Raw genomic sequence first — 16,371 nt, forward strand, 5'->3', positions numbered from 1 at the left:
AGCGGCGGCGCGCCCAGGACAGCAAGTCCCGAGCGCGCGGTAAAACATCTGTAGGTATCAGAACGCGCTGCGGAAGATTTCCTCGATCTGGCGCTGGTCGGCGGTGCGGGGGTTGGTCAGGCCGCAGGCGTCTTTCAGGGCGTTGGCGGCCAGGATCGGGATGTCCGTCAGCTTGGCGCCCAGGTCGCGCAAGCCGCTGGGAATCTCGACATCCCGGGCCAGGCTGCGAATGGCGCTGATGGCCGCCTGCGCGCCCTCCTCCGGGCTGAAGCCACGAATGTCCGCGCCCATGGCGTGGGCCACATCGGTCAGGCGTTCGGCGCAGACCATGGCGTTGAAGCTCTGCACATGGGGCAGCAGCACGGCGTTGCACACGCCATGGGGCAAGTCGTAGAAGCCACCCAGCTGGTGCGCCATGGCATGCACGAAACCCAGCGACGCATTGTTGAAGGCCATGCCGGCGAGGAACTGGGCGTAGGCCATGTTTTCCCGGGCCACCAGGTCGCTGCCGTCGTGCACCGCCTGGCGCAGGTTCTGGCTGATCATGGTCATGGCTTTCAACGCACAGGCATCGGTGATCGGGTTGGCCGCGGTGGACACATAGGCTTCGATGGCGTGGGTCAGCGCGTCCATGCCGGTGGCGGCGGTCAGGCCCTTGGGCATGGCGACCATCAGCGCAGGGTCGTTGACCGACAGCAGCGGCGTGACGTTACGGTCGACGATGGCCATTTTCACGTGGCGCTTTTCGTCGGTGATGATGCAGAAACGGGTCATTTCGCTGGCGGTGCCGGCGGTGGTGTTGATGGCGATCAGCGGCAGCTGGGGCTTGGTCGAACGGTCGACGCCTTCGTAGTCGCTGATATGCCCGCCATTGGTGGCGCACAGGGCGATGCCCTTGGCGCAGTCATGGGGCGAGCCGCCACCGAGGGAAATCACGAAGTCGCAGCCACTTTGCTGCAATTGCGCCAGGCCCTTCTCGACGTTGTCGATGCTCGGGTTGGGCTTGGCGCCGTCGAAGATCACCGAATCGATGTCCTGCATCGCCAGCTTCTCGGCAATCATCCCGGCCACCCCGGCCTTGGCCAGGCCAGCGTCGGTGACGATCAGCGCCTTGCGAAAACCGTAGTTGCGAATCGCGACCATGGCCTCGTCGAGACAATCGATACCCATGATGTTCACGGCGGGGATGAAAAAAGTGCTGCTCATGGCGCGTCCTCCAGGCTAGGGGCGGATCGACCGTGCCGATCCGGCAAATGCGCACAGGATCGACCCATCGGTCACGCGCGTTGTTGATCTGGCTCAAGGGTCGGTCGTGATAAAGTCGGCGCCCTGTACACCTTCTGCCTTGAGACGACGAACCGCGATGATGGATTTCCAGGAATTTGATACCGACCTTGAAGACTGGAACGCCTTGCGCGCCAGCACGCCGATCGCCGGCCTGCTGATCGGCAACGGCGCCAGCCGCGCGGTGTGGGAAGACTTCGCCTACGACTCGCTGTTCGAGAACGCCCGCACCGTCGAGGAAAAGCCCCTGAGCCCCTCCGAGCTGAGCGTGTTCGACGCCCTGCAGACCCGCAGTTTCGAGCTGGTGCTGGGCGCGCTGAAGACCACCAGCCGGGTCAACAAAGCCCTGGCCGTCAGCTCCGCGGCGCCGCGCAATCGCTACTACGCGATCAAGGAAGCGCTGATCAATACCGTGCACGCGGTGCACATTCCGTGGCGCCTGGTGCAGCCGGCGAGTCTTTCGCAGATCAACCAGGAACTGCGCCGCTACCGCACGGTGTTCACCAGCAATTACGACCTGCTCAACTACTGGGCGATCCAGCACGACGCCCAGGGCATCGACGACCTGTTCCAGGGCGCCGACCCGAGCTTCGACATCGGCCAGACCGCCAGCCAACAGACCCGCGTGCTGTACCTGCACGGCGGCCTGCACCTGGTGCGCAACCAGGACGGCACCGCGCGCAAGCTGGGTTCCACCGAGGGCACCCTGCTGGGCAACTTCGCCATCAACAACACCCTGAAGACCCTCGACGATGTGCCGCTGTTCGTCAGCGAAGGCCCGGTGGCGGACAAGCTCAAGACCATTCGCAGCAGCGACTACCTGTCGTTCTGCTACCAGCAGTTGCTCAACCACAGCGACGCGCTGTGCATCTTCGGCCACGACCTCGGCCCCCAGGACAGCCACCTGGTGCAGGCGATCCGCCAGTCCGGAGTGCAGACCCTGGCGATCTCGATCCTCCCGCGCAGCAAGGCCTTTATCCAGAACCAGAAGCGGCGCTACACCCAGCTGTTTGAAGGGATGGAAGTGACGCTGCGCTTCTTCGATTCGAAGAGCCATGCCCTGGGCGCGCCTGCGCTGTCGGTGCCGGTCGAACGTTGAAAGCTACCCGCGATCCGTAGGAGCGAGGCTTGTCCGCGATCCAGGCACTGCGGTCTGCCCGCAAGGACGCCATCGCGAGCAAGCTTCGCTCCTACAGTTTTCATGCTGGTACGCCACCTGTAGCCGCTGCCGAGCGCAGCGGCTACGGGCAGCGGTTCGGCGCCGATGGTCTAGGAAAATCCACAATCCGCAGGAGCGGGCTCATTCCTCGCCGCTGTGCACCACCACCAGCAACTGTGCCTGCACCTCGCCCACCGAGCGCAGGCGGTGGGGTTTCTGCGCGTTGAAGTGCAGCGCATCGCCACGGTTGAGGATCACCCGCTCGTTCATGAAATCCACTTCCACCTGCCCTTCGTGGACAAACAGGAACTCCTCCCCCAGGTGTTCCTTGAAGCTCTTGTCGGTGAACTCCCTGGGCGGATAGATGATGAACGGCAGCAGGCTGCGCTCGCTGACCTGATGCGCCAGCACCGCGTAACCCGGCGCCTGGTCGTTGGCCGCCAGCGACTGGCGTTCGTCGCTGCGCACCAGGCTGTAGCTGTCGAGGCTGACCTTGTCTTCGGCGAACAGCTCCTCGACGTTCACGTTCAACGCCTTGGCCAGTTTCAACGCCGCGGCGATCGAGGGCGTGTTCAGGCCGCGTTCGACTTTCGACAGGTAACTCTTGGTCATGCCGGATTTCTCGGCCAGGGCCTCCAGCGTCACGCCAAGTTTTTTTCTCAATAATTTCAAACGGATAGACATGTAGAACGGTTAACCCATCAAGGAGGCGACGATTTGTCCTTGCCAATGACACAAAGTGTCATATAGCCTCTTTAGTGTCATTTGCTTTCACCCAACGACCTTGCGAGCAGCGGGAGCTGGCAAATCCGACGTCCATTGAAACGACCAAAGGACACCGATATGGCCAAGACATTAGCACTACCCAAAGAGCAACTGGTCAAGCAAGCCTTGACCCAGATGCAAAACACCCTGGCGGATAATACGTGGACCGACCGGCAAAAGCTGGCGCTGACGTGCCGCATCCTGTTCGAGAACGGGCATGACTCCGGCCTGGCCGGGCAGATCACCGCCCGCGGCCCGCAGCCGGGCACTTACTACACCCAGCAACTGGGCCTGGGCTTCGATGAAATCACCGCGGGCAACCTGCTGCTGGTCAACGAAGACCTGGAGGTGCTCGAAGGCCACGGCATGCCCAACCCGGCCAACCGTTTCCACAGCTGGGTGTACCGCGCCCGCCCCGACGTGAACTGCATCATCCACACGCACCCGACCCACGTCGCCGCGTTGTCGATGATCGAAGTGCCGCTGGAAATCTCCCACATGGACCTGTGCCCGCTGTATGACGACTGCGCCTTTCTCAAGGCCTGGCCGGGCGTGCCGGTGGGTAACGAAGAAGGCGAGATCATCTCCGCGGCCCTGGGCGACAAGCGCGCCATCCTGCTCTCGCACCACGGCCAGCTGTCCACCGGTGCCAGCATCGAGGAAGCCTGTGTGATCGCCCAGTTGATCGAGCGCGCCGCCAAGCTGCAATTGCTGGCCATGGCCGCCGGCACCATCAAGCCGATCCAGCCGGAGCTCGGTCGCGAGGCCCATGACTGGATCTCCAAACCCAAGCGCCACGCCGCCGCCTTCAACTACTACGCTCGGCAGAACCTCAAGCAACACGCCGATTGCCTGAACTGAAACCACCCTATTCGCTAAAGGAGCGTCGCCATGTCGAACACCCACATTCACGGCATCATCGGCTACACCATCACCCCGTTCACCGCCAACGGTGAGCAACTGGACCTGGACACCCTCGGCCGTTCCATCGATCGCCTGATCGACAGCGGCGTGCATGCCATCGCGCCCCTGGGCAGCACCGGCGAAGGCGCCTACCTGAGCGACGCCGAGTGGGATCAGGTCGCCGAATTCAGCATCCGCCACATCGCCAAGCGCGTGCCGACCATCGTCAGCGTTTCCGACCTGACCACCGCCAAGGCCGTGCGCCGCGCGCGCTTTGCCGAGGCCAAGGGTGCCGATGCGGTGATGGTGCTGCCGGCTTCCTACTGGAAACTCAGCGAAGCCGAAATCCTCGGCCACTACCAGGCCATCGGCGCCAGCATCGGCGTGCCGATCATGCTCTACAACAACCCGGCCACCAGCGGCACCGACATGTCGGTGGAGCTGATCCTGCGGATCTTCAATGCCGTGGAAAACGTGACCATGGTCAAGGAGAGCACCGGCGACATCCAGCGCATGCACAAGCTGCAACTGCTGGGCGAAGGCCAGGTGCCGTTCTACAACGGTTGCAACCCGCTGGCCCTGGAAGCCTTCGCCGCCGGCGCCAAGGGTTGGTGCACCGCCGCCGCGAACCTGATCCCGCAGCTCAACCTGGACCTGTACCAGGCGGTGCTGGACAACGACCTGGACCGCGCGCGCGAGCTGTTTTACCGCCAGTTGCCGGTGCTCGACTTCATCCTCAAGGGCGGCCTGCCGACCACCATCAAGGCCGGGTTGAACATGACCGGGCTGCAGGTCGGCGACCCGCGCCGGCCGGTGTTCCCGCTGGGTGAGGCTGGGCGTAATCAATTGCAGGCCATGTTGCACGCCGTGCGCTGATCGGGCCTTCGCTGTAGCGGCGAGCTTGCGGGCCTCATCGCCGGCAAGCCTGGCTCCTACAGAAGCCAAAGACGCCACCGACCTGTAGGAGCGAGCTTGCTCGCGATGACGCCAGCAGGAGCGCCGCACAACTTGCCCGAGATAGCGGTGCATCAGGCAAAACACCTTGCCTTAAAACGCCGCCCAACAAAAAGCCCGGCAGGTTGTCCTGCCGGGCTCTTTTGTTTCAGAGCAGAAAACTAAACGGTCTTGTCCTTGATGGTGGTGGTTGGACCGTTGGTCTTGACGCTTTCGATACCGCCGTCGCGCGCCGCCTCGGACGAATAGCGCTGGCTATTGCCGATGATCTGGTGGTTCGCCGCCTTGAGGTTGAAATAAGGCTTGCCGTCCTTGGAGACTTCCTTGGCGTAGCGGGCCTCGTTGGGGCTGTTGGTCTGCACCGAAGCGATGCCGTTTTCGGCGGCGCTGCGGGAGGAATACAGCTCACTCGTCAAAATGGTTTCAGCGTTGCCAGCCTTGAGAACGAAGCGGAACTGCCCGTCACTGCTTTTGCTTAATTCATACCATCCAGCCATGGTCCTGCTCCTGAGTGTCCAAAGATGCGAATGCACTTCGGATTAAAGCTTGTCTTTGCCGGTTTACCAGCGTTTGGGGTGTGTTGCTGAGGCACGCAGCATCAGACAGGAAAAATCGCATCCGGTTCATGAAGCGAAACTCATGCAGACAAATAGTAATAATTCTCGATATCATTCGCGACCTTTCTGCCCGGCAGTACTTGCGAAGGATTTTCATGTCTCGCTTCAAGCCCGACCCCACCTCGGCGGACCTCGTCCGCGGGTTCTATGCGGACATCCTGCATTACCTGCGTAAACGCACGGACAACGCCAGCGATGCGGCGGACATGACCCAGGACGTCTTCACCCAATGGCTCGATTACCGCGACCGGGCCAAGGTCGAACAACCCCGCGCCTTTCTGTTCCAGATGGCGCGCAACCTGCTGCGCGATCACTGGCGCCGGCAGAAGGTCAGGCACAAGGTGCACCACGAACCGCATGCAACAGAACCCGAGCCGCTGGCCGACGAACACCACGAGCCACTGCCCGCGGCCCAGCGCCTGCAACGCCTGGAGCGCTTGAAGAGCGTGCTCGCCGAACTCTCGCCGCGCCGCCGCGAAGCCCTTATGCTGCACCGCTTCGAAGGCCTGAGCCAGGCGCAGATCGCCGAACGCATGGGCATCTCCCTGAGCATGGTGGAAAAACACATCGCCTTTGCCCTGCTGCACTGCAAGCAGCGCCTGGAACAGGAACACGGCAAGGAGCAAGCGCAATGACCCGCCCCCACGACACCGAGCAGCAGATCGACAGCATCGATGCCCAGGCGGCCGGCTGGTTCACCCGCAATCGCGAGGACCACAGCCAGGCCACGCGCGACGCCTTCGCGGCCTGGTCCAGCGAACCGGCCCACACCCGGGCTTATGCCGAGTTCGAGCGCTTGTGGGCCGACCTGGCCGAACTCGAACCACTGAACCGACCGACGCCGCTGCCGCTGAGCAAAAAGCCGCGCTGGCGTCCGGCCCTGGCGGTGGCCGCCGCGCTGGTCTGCGCATTGCTGGCCATCGAACTGGGTGCACCGCCGGCGATCTATTCGCAGCAGATCGCCGCGCAACGCCAGGGCATGCGCAGCTTCAACCTGCCCGACGGCAGTACCCTGTACGTCAACGCCAACACCCGTTTGCGCATCGACTTTACGGCGCAGCAACGCAACCTCTATCTGGACCGGGGCCAGCTGTATCTGGAAGTCGCCGCCGACAAGGAACGGCCGCTGTGGGTGCATGCCGGCGCGGCGCGGGTGCGGGTGGTCGGCACCGGCTTCGATGTGCGCCGCGGCGAGAAGCAATTGGTGGTCAGCGTCGCCCATGGCCAGGTGGCGTTCGTTCCCGACGAACAAAAGCCCGACTCGCTGCTGCTCGGCGCCCACCAGCGCGGCATTTATGACTACGCCAGCGGCACCCTGCGGGAACAGCCCGTGAACGTCGCCGAGGTCGCCGACTGGCGCGGCGGCCACCTGGCCTTTCGCAATCGCGACCTGGCCAGCCTGGTGGACGAGTTGAACCTCTATCGCCGCCAGCCGGTGTTATTGGCCGACGGCGCCTTGGGCAACTTCAAGGTCTCGGGCAACCTCGATGTGCGGGATCCGGACGCCCTGATCAAGGCCCTGCCGGCGCTGATCCCGGTGAAAACCGTGGCCCTGGCCGACGGCCGCGTGCGCATCGAAGCCCGGCGCTGAACCTCATATGCGAATATTTTTCATTCGCATATGAGGTTTTAGTTTACTGACGCGTCTTCCTCCGGTCTGCGTTGTTTACGCACACCTTTTCTGGCCTTTGTCGCCGCTCCGGGGGATTTCATGTTTCGCGTGCCTTATCACTTGCAGCTCATCTGTTCGCGTCCGACCTTGCTCGCCGCCTGCCTGGCGTTCAGCCTGCAGGGCCAGGCGCAGATTCAGGCCGAATCGTTCGCCTTCGCCCTGCCCGCCCAGCCGCTGGCGGCCTCGCTGAGCCAGGTGGCGCAGCAGGCGAAGATCCAGTTGCTGTTCGACGAAGAGTTGCTGCGCAACGTGAAGGCCCCGGCGCTGAAGGGCGACTTCAGCCCCGAGGCGGCGATCCAGCAGCTGCTGGGCGGCAGCCAGTTCAGCCTGGTCAAGGTCGACCAGACCTACGTGGTGCGCCCCGCGGAAAACAGCAGCACCCGCAGTTCGGCGCTGCAGCTGGGCGCCATGAGCGTCATCGGCAGCGGCCTGGAAGTGGACTCCGCCACGGTCGGCCGCTCGACCCTGAACCAGGCCGAGATCGATCGCCACCAGGCCACCAACATTCCCAGCCTGATCGCCACCCTGCCCGGCGTCAGCCTCGGCGGCTCGCTCAAGCCCGGCGGCCAGACCATCAACATCTGGGGCCTGGGCGATGCCGAAGACGTGCCGATGAGCGTCGACGGCGCGACCAAGAGCGGCTTCGAACGCTACCAGCAGGGCTCGATCTTCATCGAGCCGGAACTGATCAAGCGCATCGAGGTGGAAAAGGGCCCGCACTCGCCCGAGACCGGCAACGGCGGCTTCGGCGGCACCGTGCATATGGAGACCAAGGACGCCCCGGACCTGCTGCAAGAAGGCCGCGACACCGGCGCCATGCTCAAGTACGGCTACAGCAGCAACAGCCATGAGCAGGCCTACACCGGCGCGGTGTACGGGCGCACCGAGGACCGGCGTTTCGACGCCCTGGCCTACTGGACCAAACGCGACGGCGACGACATGAAGCTGGCCAGCGCCCAGCCGGACCCGCGCAACGCCTACCCAATCAACCCCAAGCGCCTGCCCAACACCGCCCAGGACCTGGACGGCGAGCTGTTCAAGCTGAACATGCAGCTGACCGACGAACATCGTCTGGGCTTCAGTTACATGCGCTCCAACAGTGATATCTGGGCGCCCTTCTCGGCCAAGAGCTACCCGACGCCGCCGACCCAGCGCGATATCGACAAGTACGGTTACGACGGCGCCACCCGGCGCTTCCTCGCCCAGCGCAACACCATCGACACCACCTGGCAGGCCAAGTACCAGTACACGCCGCTGGACAACCCGTGGATCGACTTCGAGGCCAAGTACTCCGACTCCAAGACCGACCAGACCGACGAGCGCGGCCCGAATGCCTATGCCCAGCCGGCCTCCGGTGGCCGCAAGATCACCGTGGGTTACGAGGACAGGATCCTCTCGCTGAAAAACACCAGCCGCTTCAACACCGGCCCGCTGGAACATGCCCTGACCCAGGGCATCCAGATCCGCAAGCACGACCGCGAAGTGGACATGTGGATGCCGGGCAAGACCTACGAGGTGCCCAAGTACAACAACGGGCATTACCAGCCGGGCTTCATGCCCCATGGCAAGGTCGACAACAACGCCTTCTATATCCAGGACGCCATCACCCTGGGCAACTTCACCCTGACCCCGTCCCTGCGCTACGACCATGTGCGCAACCGTGGGCAGAAGAACGACGCGCCGGTCTACAACAGCCCCGACCCGGTGGTCGGCCACGATTACGGCGACAAGACCTACACCGGCTGGTCGCCACGGCTGTCGGCGTTCTGGACGGTCACCCCGCAATTCGCCCTGTTCGCCGACTACAGCAAGACCTGGCGCGCGCCGGTGATCGACGAGCAGTACGAAGTCCAGGCGGCCGGCACCACCCGCTCCTCCACCAGCCGCGACCTCGACCCGGAGCGCATCACCGCATTGCGCGCCGGTAACATCACCCGCTTCTCCGACGTCCTGACCCAGGCCGACAGCCTGCAGATCCGCACCACGGTGTTCCGCAATGAGATCAAGGACGAAATCATGAAGAACCTGGGGATCGGCTGCCCCGAGCAACTGAGCAGCGGCAAGAGCATCGGCCAGGTGTGCAACCAGCCGACCATCGGGGTCTACCGCAATATCGGCGACCTGACCATCAAGGGCTTCGAAGTCGAGAGCTTCTACGATTCGACCTACCTGTTCGGCTCGCTGTCCTACTCCTGGATCACCGGCAAGCATGAAGGCGCCTACACCAACCCCTGGGGGCCGAATGTCTGGGCCCGGGACATCCCGCCACGCAAGTGGGTCGCCACCCTGGGGGTGAAAATCCCGCAGTGGGATGCGCAAGTGGGCTGGCAGGGCCAGTGGGTACGCCAGACCGACCGCGTGCCGAGCGACATCTACCCGAGCGGCCCGGCCAGCGCCGCGGGCGATTCCTACTGGGACCAGTACGAGAACGACCGCTACAACGTGCAGGGCCTGTTCGCCAACTGGAAACCGCAGCAGCCGTACCTCAAGGGCACCGAGGTCAACTTCACCCTGGACAACATGTTCAACCGCGATTACCGCCCGCCCCTGAGCGGCGAAAACGCCTCCAGCCTGGGGCGCAACGCCAAGATCAGCGTGACGCGGTTCTTCTGAAGCGGCGTTGCCTGATCGATCGCCATCGCGAGCAAGCTCGCTCCTACAAAGGAACGCCTATCCCTGTAGGAGCGAGCTTGCTCGCGATGGCAGTACGTCAGACACACCGCGTTGCCCGCATCGCCGGCAAGCCTGGCTCCTACACAAGCCAAGACCGCCACGGACCTGTAGGAGCGAGGCTTGCCCGCGATAGCGGTACGTCAGACACAGCGCATTACCCGCATCACCGGCAAGCCTGGTTCCTACACAAGCCAAGATCGCCACGAACCTGTAAGAACGAGGCTTGCCCGCGATAGCGGTACGTCAGACACAGCGCATTGCCCGCATCGCCGGCAAGCCTGGCTCCTACACAAGCCAAGATCGCCACGGACCTGTAGGAGCGAGGCTTGCCCGCGATAGCGGTACGTCAGACACAGCGCATTGCCCGCATCGCCGGCAAGCCTGGCTCCTACACAAGCCAAGATCGCCACGGACCTGTAGGAGCGAGGCTTGCCCGCGATGACATTCTCACAGCCGCTGGAGGTCCTGCGACCAGCGTGGCCCGGACCATCGCAGCCTCGCTGGGGCTCGGCAGCGGCTACAGGTATTGGTCAGGGAGAGGTGCTGGGCGGAGAAGAAGTTTCGCTTTGTTTTGTAAGGTATTTCCTAGAAAATCCCCAACGCCTTTGAGCGTCTTGTCCCCCTCAAACCGATCAGGCAGTCTGCCTGGGTCGCTGCAAAATCAGCGGCCCGGATGTGGAAGTTCGGTTCTGGAGAGCGTGCAATTCGTCTCATACGAAAACATCAGTGACTTTCAGTCCTGGTGAGTTCGTTTTATGGCGGCTGTACGTGGGGCATCCTCGGGTGCGCCGGTGGCTCCAGACCGGTCTTCCACACCTACGTACGGCTGCCACCTCTCATGTGGAAGTGAGATCCGGCGGTTCCTTGAACAACTGGAGAAATCACCTCATGAAAAAGCTCGTCCCCGATCCACCCCTGCAAGCCCCTCGCAAACTGCGCGACCCGGAACTGGATCGCGCCAACGCCAGCCTGATCGCCACCTTGCAAGGCACACGCCGCCGCCCCTTTGGCCTGCGCGATGGCCAGCACAACCCGCTGTTCGCCGTGCAGCCCGGCGTCAATGCCGAAGACGCGCTGATGCACGTTTCCCTGCTGCTCAAATGCGCCGAGGAGGTTTCCGATGAAATCACCGAACGCGCCAGCGGCGTCGAGCGCGGGCTGATCTGGTCCATGGTGCATTCGGTGGAAATGGCCCGGGCAGTGGTGGATGCCCTGCTCGATGGCACGCGCCCGACCTCATGACCTGAAACGAATCCTGTAGCCGCTGCCGAGCCCCGGCGAGGCTGCGATCGGGGCGCAGCCCCGTAAAACCTGGCGACACGGTATGTCTGATGTGTGGCGTCGCCTGGCTTGGCGCCTGCTACGCAGGCGATCGCAGCCTCGCCAAGGCTCGGCAGCGGCTACAGGGTTGTGGGGGTATTTGGTGGTGCTGCGGCGCTGGCTCAGTAAAACCTGGCGACGCGGTATGTCTGATGTATGGGGTTGCCTGGCTTGACGCCTGCTACGTCGGAGTGCCGCCCAAGTCGATCGCAGCCTCGCCGGGGCTCGGCAGCGGCTACAGGGATTGCGGGGATCGCAGGGTTATTTGGTGGCGCTGCGCACCACGCTGAGTTCTGGCGTGGCGCTGCGGCGCTGGCTCAGGTAGCGGGTGCAGCTGACCCGCAGGAAGGAGGCGAAATTCACCACTTCGCCGCGGTAGTCCATCACTTCTTCGTAGAGTTTGGCGATCAACTGGTTGGTGGTCATGCCATCGACTTCGGCGATTTCGCTGAGGATGTCCCAGAACTGGTTCTCCAGGCGCAGGGTGGTGACCACCCCGCAGATGCGCAGCGAGCGCGAGCGGGACTCGTAGAGGATCGGGTCGGCTTTGACGTAGAGCTCGCACATGCTGGGCGCTCCTCGGTTGGAAGTAGGACGATGGCGCTGCTTCCTGACAGAAAAGCAGCGCCAGCGGGTCATCCGTTTACAGGGTGATTTTGGTGCCCAGCAGGCCGAGGAAACCGGCCAGCCAGCTGGGGTGCGCCGGCCAGGCCGGGGCTGTCGCCAGATTGCCTTGAACGTGGCTGTCCGTCACCGGGATGTCGATATAGGTCCCACCGGCCAGGCGCACTTCCGGGGCGCAGGCCGGATAGGCGCTGCACTCACGGCCTTCGAGAATACCCGCCGCGGCCAGCAGCTGGGCGCCGTGGCAGACGGCGGCGATCGGCTTGCCAGCCTTGTCGAAGGCTTGCACCAGTTGCAGGACCTTTTCGTTCAACCGCAGGTACTCCGGGGCGCGACCGCCAGGTATCAGCAGCGCGTCATAATCGGTCGCCTCGACCTTGGCGAAGTCAAAGTTCAGGGCGAACTGATGGCCCGGTTTTTCGCTGTAGGTCTGGTCGCCTTCGAAGTCGTGGATCGCGGTGCGCACGGTCTGCCCGGCCTTTTTGTCCGGGCACACCGCATGCACGGTGTGGCCGACCATCAGCAGCGCCTGGAACGGCACCATCACTTCGTAGTCCTCGACGTAATCGCCGACCAGCATGAGGATTTTTTTCGCGGCCATGGAGATGACTCCTCTTCAAGGGAAAACAGGAATGTTCAAGGTAGTCCTTATCTGTGGAGCCGGGTAATAACCCGGTACTACGCCTCACCCCAGAAACGCATCAATACTCCGGCCCCGTAGGAGCGAGGCTTGCCCGCGATAAAGGCACCGTGGATTACCTGGCACACCACGTCATCGTTCATCGCGAGCAAGCTTCGCTCCTACAAAAAAGCGTGATCCATGGCCTGCAGGAACGAGGCTTTCCCACAATAAAAGCGACGCGGATTGCCTGATACACCGCGTCATCGTTCATCGCGAGCAAGCTTCGCTCCTACAAAAAAGCGTGATCCATGGCCTGCAGGAACGAGGCTTTCCCACAATAAAAGCGACGCGGATTGCCTGATACACCGCGTTATCGTTCATCGCGAGCAAGCTTCGCTCCTACAGAAGAGCATGCTCTCCGCTGCCCCGTAGGAACGAGGCTTACCCGCGATAAAAGCGACGTGGATTGCCTGATACACCGCGTTATCGTTCATCGCGGGCAATCGAGCGTCGACCGGCCGCTCCTACAGAAGCCGAACTGTATGGATAACTCTGCGTACAGCTGTAACAGGGTGCCGCGGTGGGTTTATGGCTAGATAAGCGCACCTGCCCTTCCCCAATAAAAAACGGTTGTCATCATGTCTTCCCGCGAAAACACCGGCATGGCCCTGGGCCTGCTCGGCGTGGTTATTTTCAGCCTGACCCTGCCCTTCACCCGCATCGTGGTGCAGGAACTTCACCCACTGCTCAACGGCCTGGGACGGGCGCTGTTCGCGGCGATCCCGGCGGCGCTGCTGTTGCTCTGGCGGCGGGAAAAGTGGCCGACCTGGCACCAGATCAAGGGCCTGAGCCTAGTGATCGCCGGGGTGATCCTGGGGTTTCCGGTGCTGTCGGCCTGGGCCATGCAGACCCTGCCGGCGTCCCACGGCGCGCTGGTCAATGGCCTGCAACCCTTGTGCGTGGCGCTGTACGCGGCGTGGCTGTCCCATGAACGGCCGTCGAAAGCCTTCTGGGGCTGCGCCGCACTGGGCAGCGCCCTGGTCCTGGGTTACGCGCTGATCAGCGGCGCCGGCAGTATCCAGGCCGGTGACTTGCTGATGCTCGGGGCGATTGCGGTCGGCGGCCTGGGTTATGCCGAAGGCGGCCGGCTGGCCAGGGAGATGGGCGGCTGGCAGGTGATCTGCTGGGCGCTGGTGCTGTCGACGCCGCTGTTGATCGGCCCGGTCTGGTACCTCGCGGCGCAGCATCAGGGTGCGGTCTCGACGAAGACCTGGTGGGCCTTCGGCTACGTGGCGCTGTTCTCGCAGTTCATCGGCTTTTTTGCCTGGTACGCCGGGCTGGCCATGGGCGGTATCGCCCGGGTCAGCCAGATCCAGCTGCTGCAGATCTTCTTCACCATCGCCTTCTCGGCGCTGTTCTTCGGCGAACAGGTGGAACCGGTCACCTGGCTGTTCGCCGTGGGCGTGATCCTTACCGTGATGCTCGGGCGCAAGACTGCCGTGCAGCAAGCAACCCCAGCACGCGCCCTGTAGCCGCTGCCGCAGGTTCGGGCCGCGTTCGGACGATCGACGGCGTAGCCGGCGCAAAGGCGGTATCCCGGCCCTGTCAGATGTAGCGCGTCGCCTGGTTTGCGGCCCCTTCGGTGCCGATCGCAGCCTGCGGCAGCGGCTACAGGCGCGTGGTCAGCCCAGGTAGCCGTCGGCCCGCAGCAGGGTTTCCAGGCAGTGCTCGCTGATGTGGTAGAACGCCTTGAGCTCGCCGATCTTCGCCAGCAGCTGGGTCGGGTCCTGGGGTTCGGCACGTTTGACCGCGAGGATCATCTTGTTCTTGTTGGTGTGTTCCAGGGAGATGAACTCGAAGACCTTGGTCTCGTAGCCGCAGGCTTCGAGGAACAGCGCGCGCAGGCTGTCGGTAACCATCTCCGCCTGCTGGCCCAGGTGCAGGCCGTATTGCAGCATCGGCTTGAGCAGCGCCGGGCTCTGCATCTGCGGGCGGATCTGTTTGTGGCAGCACGGCGAGCACATGATGATCGACGCACCGGAACGAATGCCGGTGTGGATCGCGTAGTCGGTGGCGATATCGCAGGCATGCAGGGCGATCATCACGTCCAGCTCGCTCGGCGCCACGCTGCGCACGTCGCCGCATTTGAACTCCAGGCCCTGATGGTCCAGGCGCGCCGCCGCGGCGTTGCACAGGGTCACCATGTCTTCGCGCAGTTCGACACCGGTCACCTGCCCTTGCGCCTGCAAGGTGTTGCACAGGTAGTCGTGGATGGCGAAGGTCAGGTAGCCCTTGCCAGAGCCGAAGTCCGCCACCCGCACCAGCTGCTGCAGGTCGATCGGCGACGAACTCAGCGCATGGCTGAAGACCTCGATGAACTTGTTGATCTGCTTCCACTTGCGCGACATCGCCGGGATCAACTCGTGCTGCTTGTTGGTCACCCCCAGGTCGGTGAGGAAGGGCCGGCTCAACTCCAGGTAGCGATTCTTCTCGCGGTTGTGCTCGGCGGACGGCACTTCGCGCTGCTGCTGGGCCTTGCCCTTGAACAGCGAGCTTTTGCCCTTCTTGCTGTATTCGAGCTGCACTTCATCGGTGAGCGACAGCAGGTGCGCGTTCTTGAACGACGCCGGCAGCAGCCCGGCGATCAGCGCCACGCCTTCTTCCAGGGGGAAGTTCTTGGTGATGTCGCGGGTCTTGTAGCGGTAGACGAAGGACAGGCACGGCTGCTCCTTGACCGTCAGCTGCTTGATGATCAGCCGCTGCAAATCCGCCTCGGCCCCCACATGCTTGGCCAGCACCAGTTTGATAAAGGCGTTCTGCGCCAGGCTGGTTTCCAGCAGCTCGAGAAACTGGGCGTGATGATCCGGCGCAAGGCTGGCGGGGGTTGCGGTTGCAGACATGTAAAAGACGCCTCGGGCGATGCGGGGTGTGAATCGGGGAATGGCGGGTATTTTAGGGGGGATGGCCCGCCGGGGCACGGAGTTATTTACCCGGCGGTGCAGATTCTGCGGGAGCGGGCCTCCTGTAGCCGCTGCCGAAGGCTGCGCAAGGTCCGCAGGACCTCCAGCGATCTTACGGACGCCACGGCCTTCGGCCGATCGCAGCCTTCGGCAGCGGCTACAGGAACGGAGGGGAAATCAGGCCAGGACCACCAGGCGGTTGGGCAGTTCGTTGCGCACGTGGGTCACCGGCACATGCACCTTGAGCAGTTCGCCGCAGGCCTCGATGCAGGTGATGAAGCCTTGCAGGGTCTGCCCCTGCTTCACCTGCTGGGTGAAGGTCTGGACGATGGTGTCCCAGGTCTTGTCGTCGAGGCGCTTGGAGATGCCCTCGTCCACCAGGATCTCCACATAGCGCTCGGCTTCGCAGACGAAGATCAGCATCCCGGTGCTGCCGACAGTGTGGTGCAGGTTCTGTTCGAGAAACTGGCGGCGGGCCAGGTTCGAGGCGCGCCAGTGGCGTACCGAGCGCGGGATCAGGCGGGTGGTGATGCGCGGGATGCGGAACACCAGGCAGAGCACGATAAAGGTCGCCCACTGCACCAGCAGCAACAGGTGCATGCTCATCCAGCCGGTGGCGTAATGCACCACGCCCGGCACGATCAGCGCCAGCAGGCTGGCCCAGAGCAAGGGGATATAGGCGTAGTCGTCGGCGCGGGCGGCCAGCACGGTGACCAGTTCGGCATCGGTCTGCTGTTCGACCCGGGCGATCGCCTCGGCGACCTGCCGTTGTTCGTACTCACTCAGTAGTGCCATGTCTTCCCATACTCATCGATTAT

Annotated in this window: 15 protein-coding genes; 8 read left to right on the top strand and 7 right to left on the bottom strand. The window is 63.4% G+C overall.

Translation table 11 applies throughout. From position 1 onward, the window contains the following. Positions 1–57 precede the first annotated feature (57 nt). Positions 58–1,206, bottom strand: a complete 1,149-nt coding sequence (gene yiaY, locus J4D28_RS22115) for an L-threonine dehydrogenase (protein ID WP_103331535.1) — start codon at positions 1,204–1,206, stop codon at positions 58–60. Between the two features lie 157 nt (positions 1,207–1,363). Between yiaY and J4D28_RS22120 the strand changes: the two genes are divergently transcribed. Further along, on the top strand, positions 1,364–2,383 hold the full coding sequence (locus J4D28_RS22120) for a DUF4917 family protein (protein ID WP_103331536.1): 1,020 nt from the start codon (positions 1,364–1,366) through the stop codon (positions 2,381–2,383). A gap of 201 nt (positions 2,384–2,584) precedes the next feature. Here the strand turns inward: J4D28_RS22120 and J4D28_RS22125 are convergent, their stop codons facing one another. Then, entirely contained in the window at positions 2,585–3,127 is a 543-nt protein-coding gene (locus J4D28_RS22125) for a helix-turn-helix domain-containing protein (RefSeq protein WP_007922237.1), read from the bottom strand. 159 nt (positions 3,128–3,286) lie between these two features. Here J4D28_RS22125 and J4D28_RS22130 point away from each other — a divergent pair, with 159 nt between their 5' ends. Both J4D28_RS22130 and J4D28_RS22135 read left to right on the top strand, forming a co-directional pair. Beyond that, the gene (locus J4D28_RS22130) at positions 3,287–4,069 is read left to right on the top strand and encodes an aldolase (RefSeq protein WP_041988770.1); all 783 of its coding nucleotides are present in this window, start codon (positions 3,287–3,289) and stop codon (positions 4,067–4,069) included. 30 nt (positions 4,070–4,099) lie between these two features. Beyond that, entirely contained in the window at positions 4,100–4,987 is an 888-nt protein-coding gene (locus tag J4D28_RS22135) for a dihydrodipicolinate synthase family protein (RefSeq protein WP_009047443.1), read from the top strand. Between the two features lie 239 nt (positions 4,988–5,226). Here the strand turns inward: J4D28_RS22135 and J4D28_RS22140 are convergent, their stop codons facing one another. Continuing rightward, positions 5,227–5,562, bottom strand: coding sequence for a YegP family protein (locus J4D28_RS22140; RefSeq protein ID WP_009047442.1), 336 nt, complete (start codon positions 5,560–5,562; stop codon positions 5,227–5,229). Positions 5,563–5,777: 215 nt separating this feature from the next. Between J4D28_RS22140 and J4D28_RS22145 the strand changes: the two genes are divergently transcribed. The 4 genes from J4D28_RS22145 (at position 5,778) to J4D28_RS22160 (ending at position 11,269) form a co-directional block, all read left to right on the top strand. Further along, positions 5,778–6,317 (top strand): RNA polymerase sigma factor, encoded by a 540-nt coding sequence (locus J4D28_RS22145; RefSeq protein WP_009047441.1) that lies wholly within the window; start codon positions 5,778–5,780, stop codon positions 6,315–6,317. Continuing rightward, entirely contained in the window at positions 6,314–7,273 is a 960-nt protein-coding gene (locus tag J4D28_RS22150) for a FecR domain-containing protein (RefSeq protein WP_009047440.1), read from the top strand. Before J4D28_RS22145 ends, J4D28_RS22150 begins: the two co-directional genes overlap by 4 nt. Positions 7,274–7,393: 120 nt before the next feature. Then, positions 7,394–9,967: a TonB-dependent receptor gene (locus J4D28_RS22155; RefSeq protein ID WP_009047439.1), complete on the top strand. Its 2,574-nt coding sequence runs from the start codon at positions 7,394–7,396 to the stop codon at positions 9,965–9,967. A gap of 948 nt (positions 9,968–10,915) precedes the next feature. Then, on the top strand, positions 10,916–11,269 hold the full coding sequence (locus J4D28_RS22160) for a DUF6124 family protein (protein ID WP_009047438.1): 354 nt from the start codon (positions 10,916–10,918) through the stop codon (positions 11,267–11,269). A gap of 339 nt (positions 11,270–11,608) precedes the next feature. On the opposite strand, the gene J4D28_RS22165 is transcribed toward J4D28_RS22160, so the two are convergent. Both J4D28_RS22165 and J4D28_RS22170 read right to left on the bottom strand, forming a co-directional pair. Further along, positions 11,609–11,914 (bottom strand): ribbon-helix-helix domain-containing protein, encoded by a 306-nt coding sequence (locus J4D28_RS22165; RefSeq protein ID WP_009042529.1) that lies wholly within the window; start codon positions 11,912–11,914, stop codon positions 11,609–11,611. A gap of 76 nt (positions 11,915–11,990) precedes the next feature. Beyond that, positions 11,991–12,572: a DJ-1/PfpI family protein gene (locus tag J4D28_RS22170; protein ID WP_103331537.1), complete on the bottom strand. Its 582-nt coding sequence runs from the start codon at positions 12,570–12,572 to the stop codon at positions 11,991–11,993. A 659-nt stretch (positions 12,573–13,231) separates the two neighbouring features. Here J4D28_RS22170 and J4D28_RS22175 point away from each other — a divergent pair. Continuing rightward, positions 13,232–14,125 (top strand): DMT family transporter, encoded by an 894-nt coding sequence (locus J4D28_RS22175; RefSeq protein WP_009047436.1) that lies wholly within the window; start codon positions 13,232–13,234, stop codon positions 14,123–14,125. A 150-nt stretch (positions 14,126–14,275) separates the two neighbouring features. On the opposite strand, the gene J4D28_RS22180 is transcribed toward J4D28_RS22175, so the two are convergent. Next, a complete protein-coding gene (locus J4D28_RS22180) occupies positions 14,276–15,493 on the bottom strand; it encodes an SAM-dependent methyltransferase (RefSeq protein WP_103331538.1) in 1,218 nt (405 codons plus the stop codon). Between the two features lie 237 nt (positions 15,494–15,730). Continuing rightward, the gene (locus J4D28_RS22185; protein WP_028681786.1) at positions 15,731–16,348 is read right to left on the bottom strand and encodes a TPM domain-containing protein; all 618 of its coding nucleotides are present in this window, start codon (positions 16,346–16,348) and stop codon (positions 15,731–15,733) included. Positions 16,349–16,371 lie beyond the last annotated feature (23 nt).

The organism is Pseudomonas sp. GW531-T4 (assembly GCF_017349615.1).
Classification (GTDB): domain Bacteria; phylum Pseudomonadota; class Gammaproteobacteria; order Pseudomonadales; family Pseudomonadaceae; genus Aquipseudomonas; species Aquipseudomonas chlororaphis_I.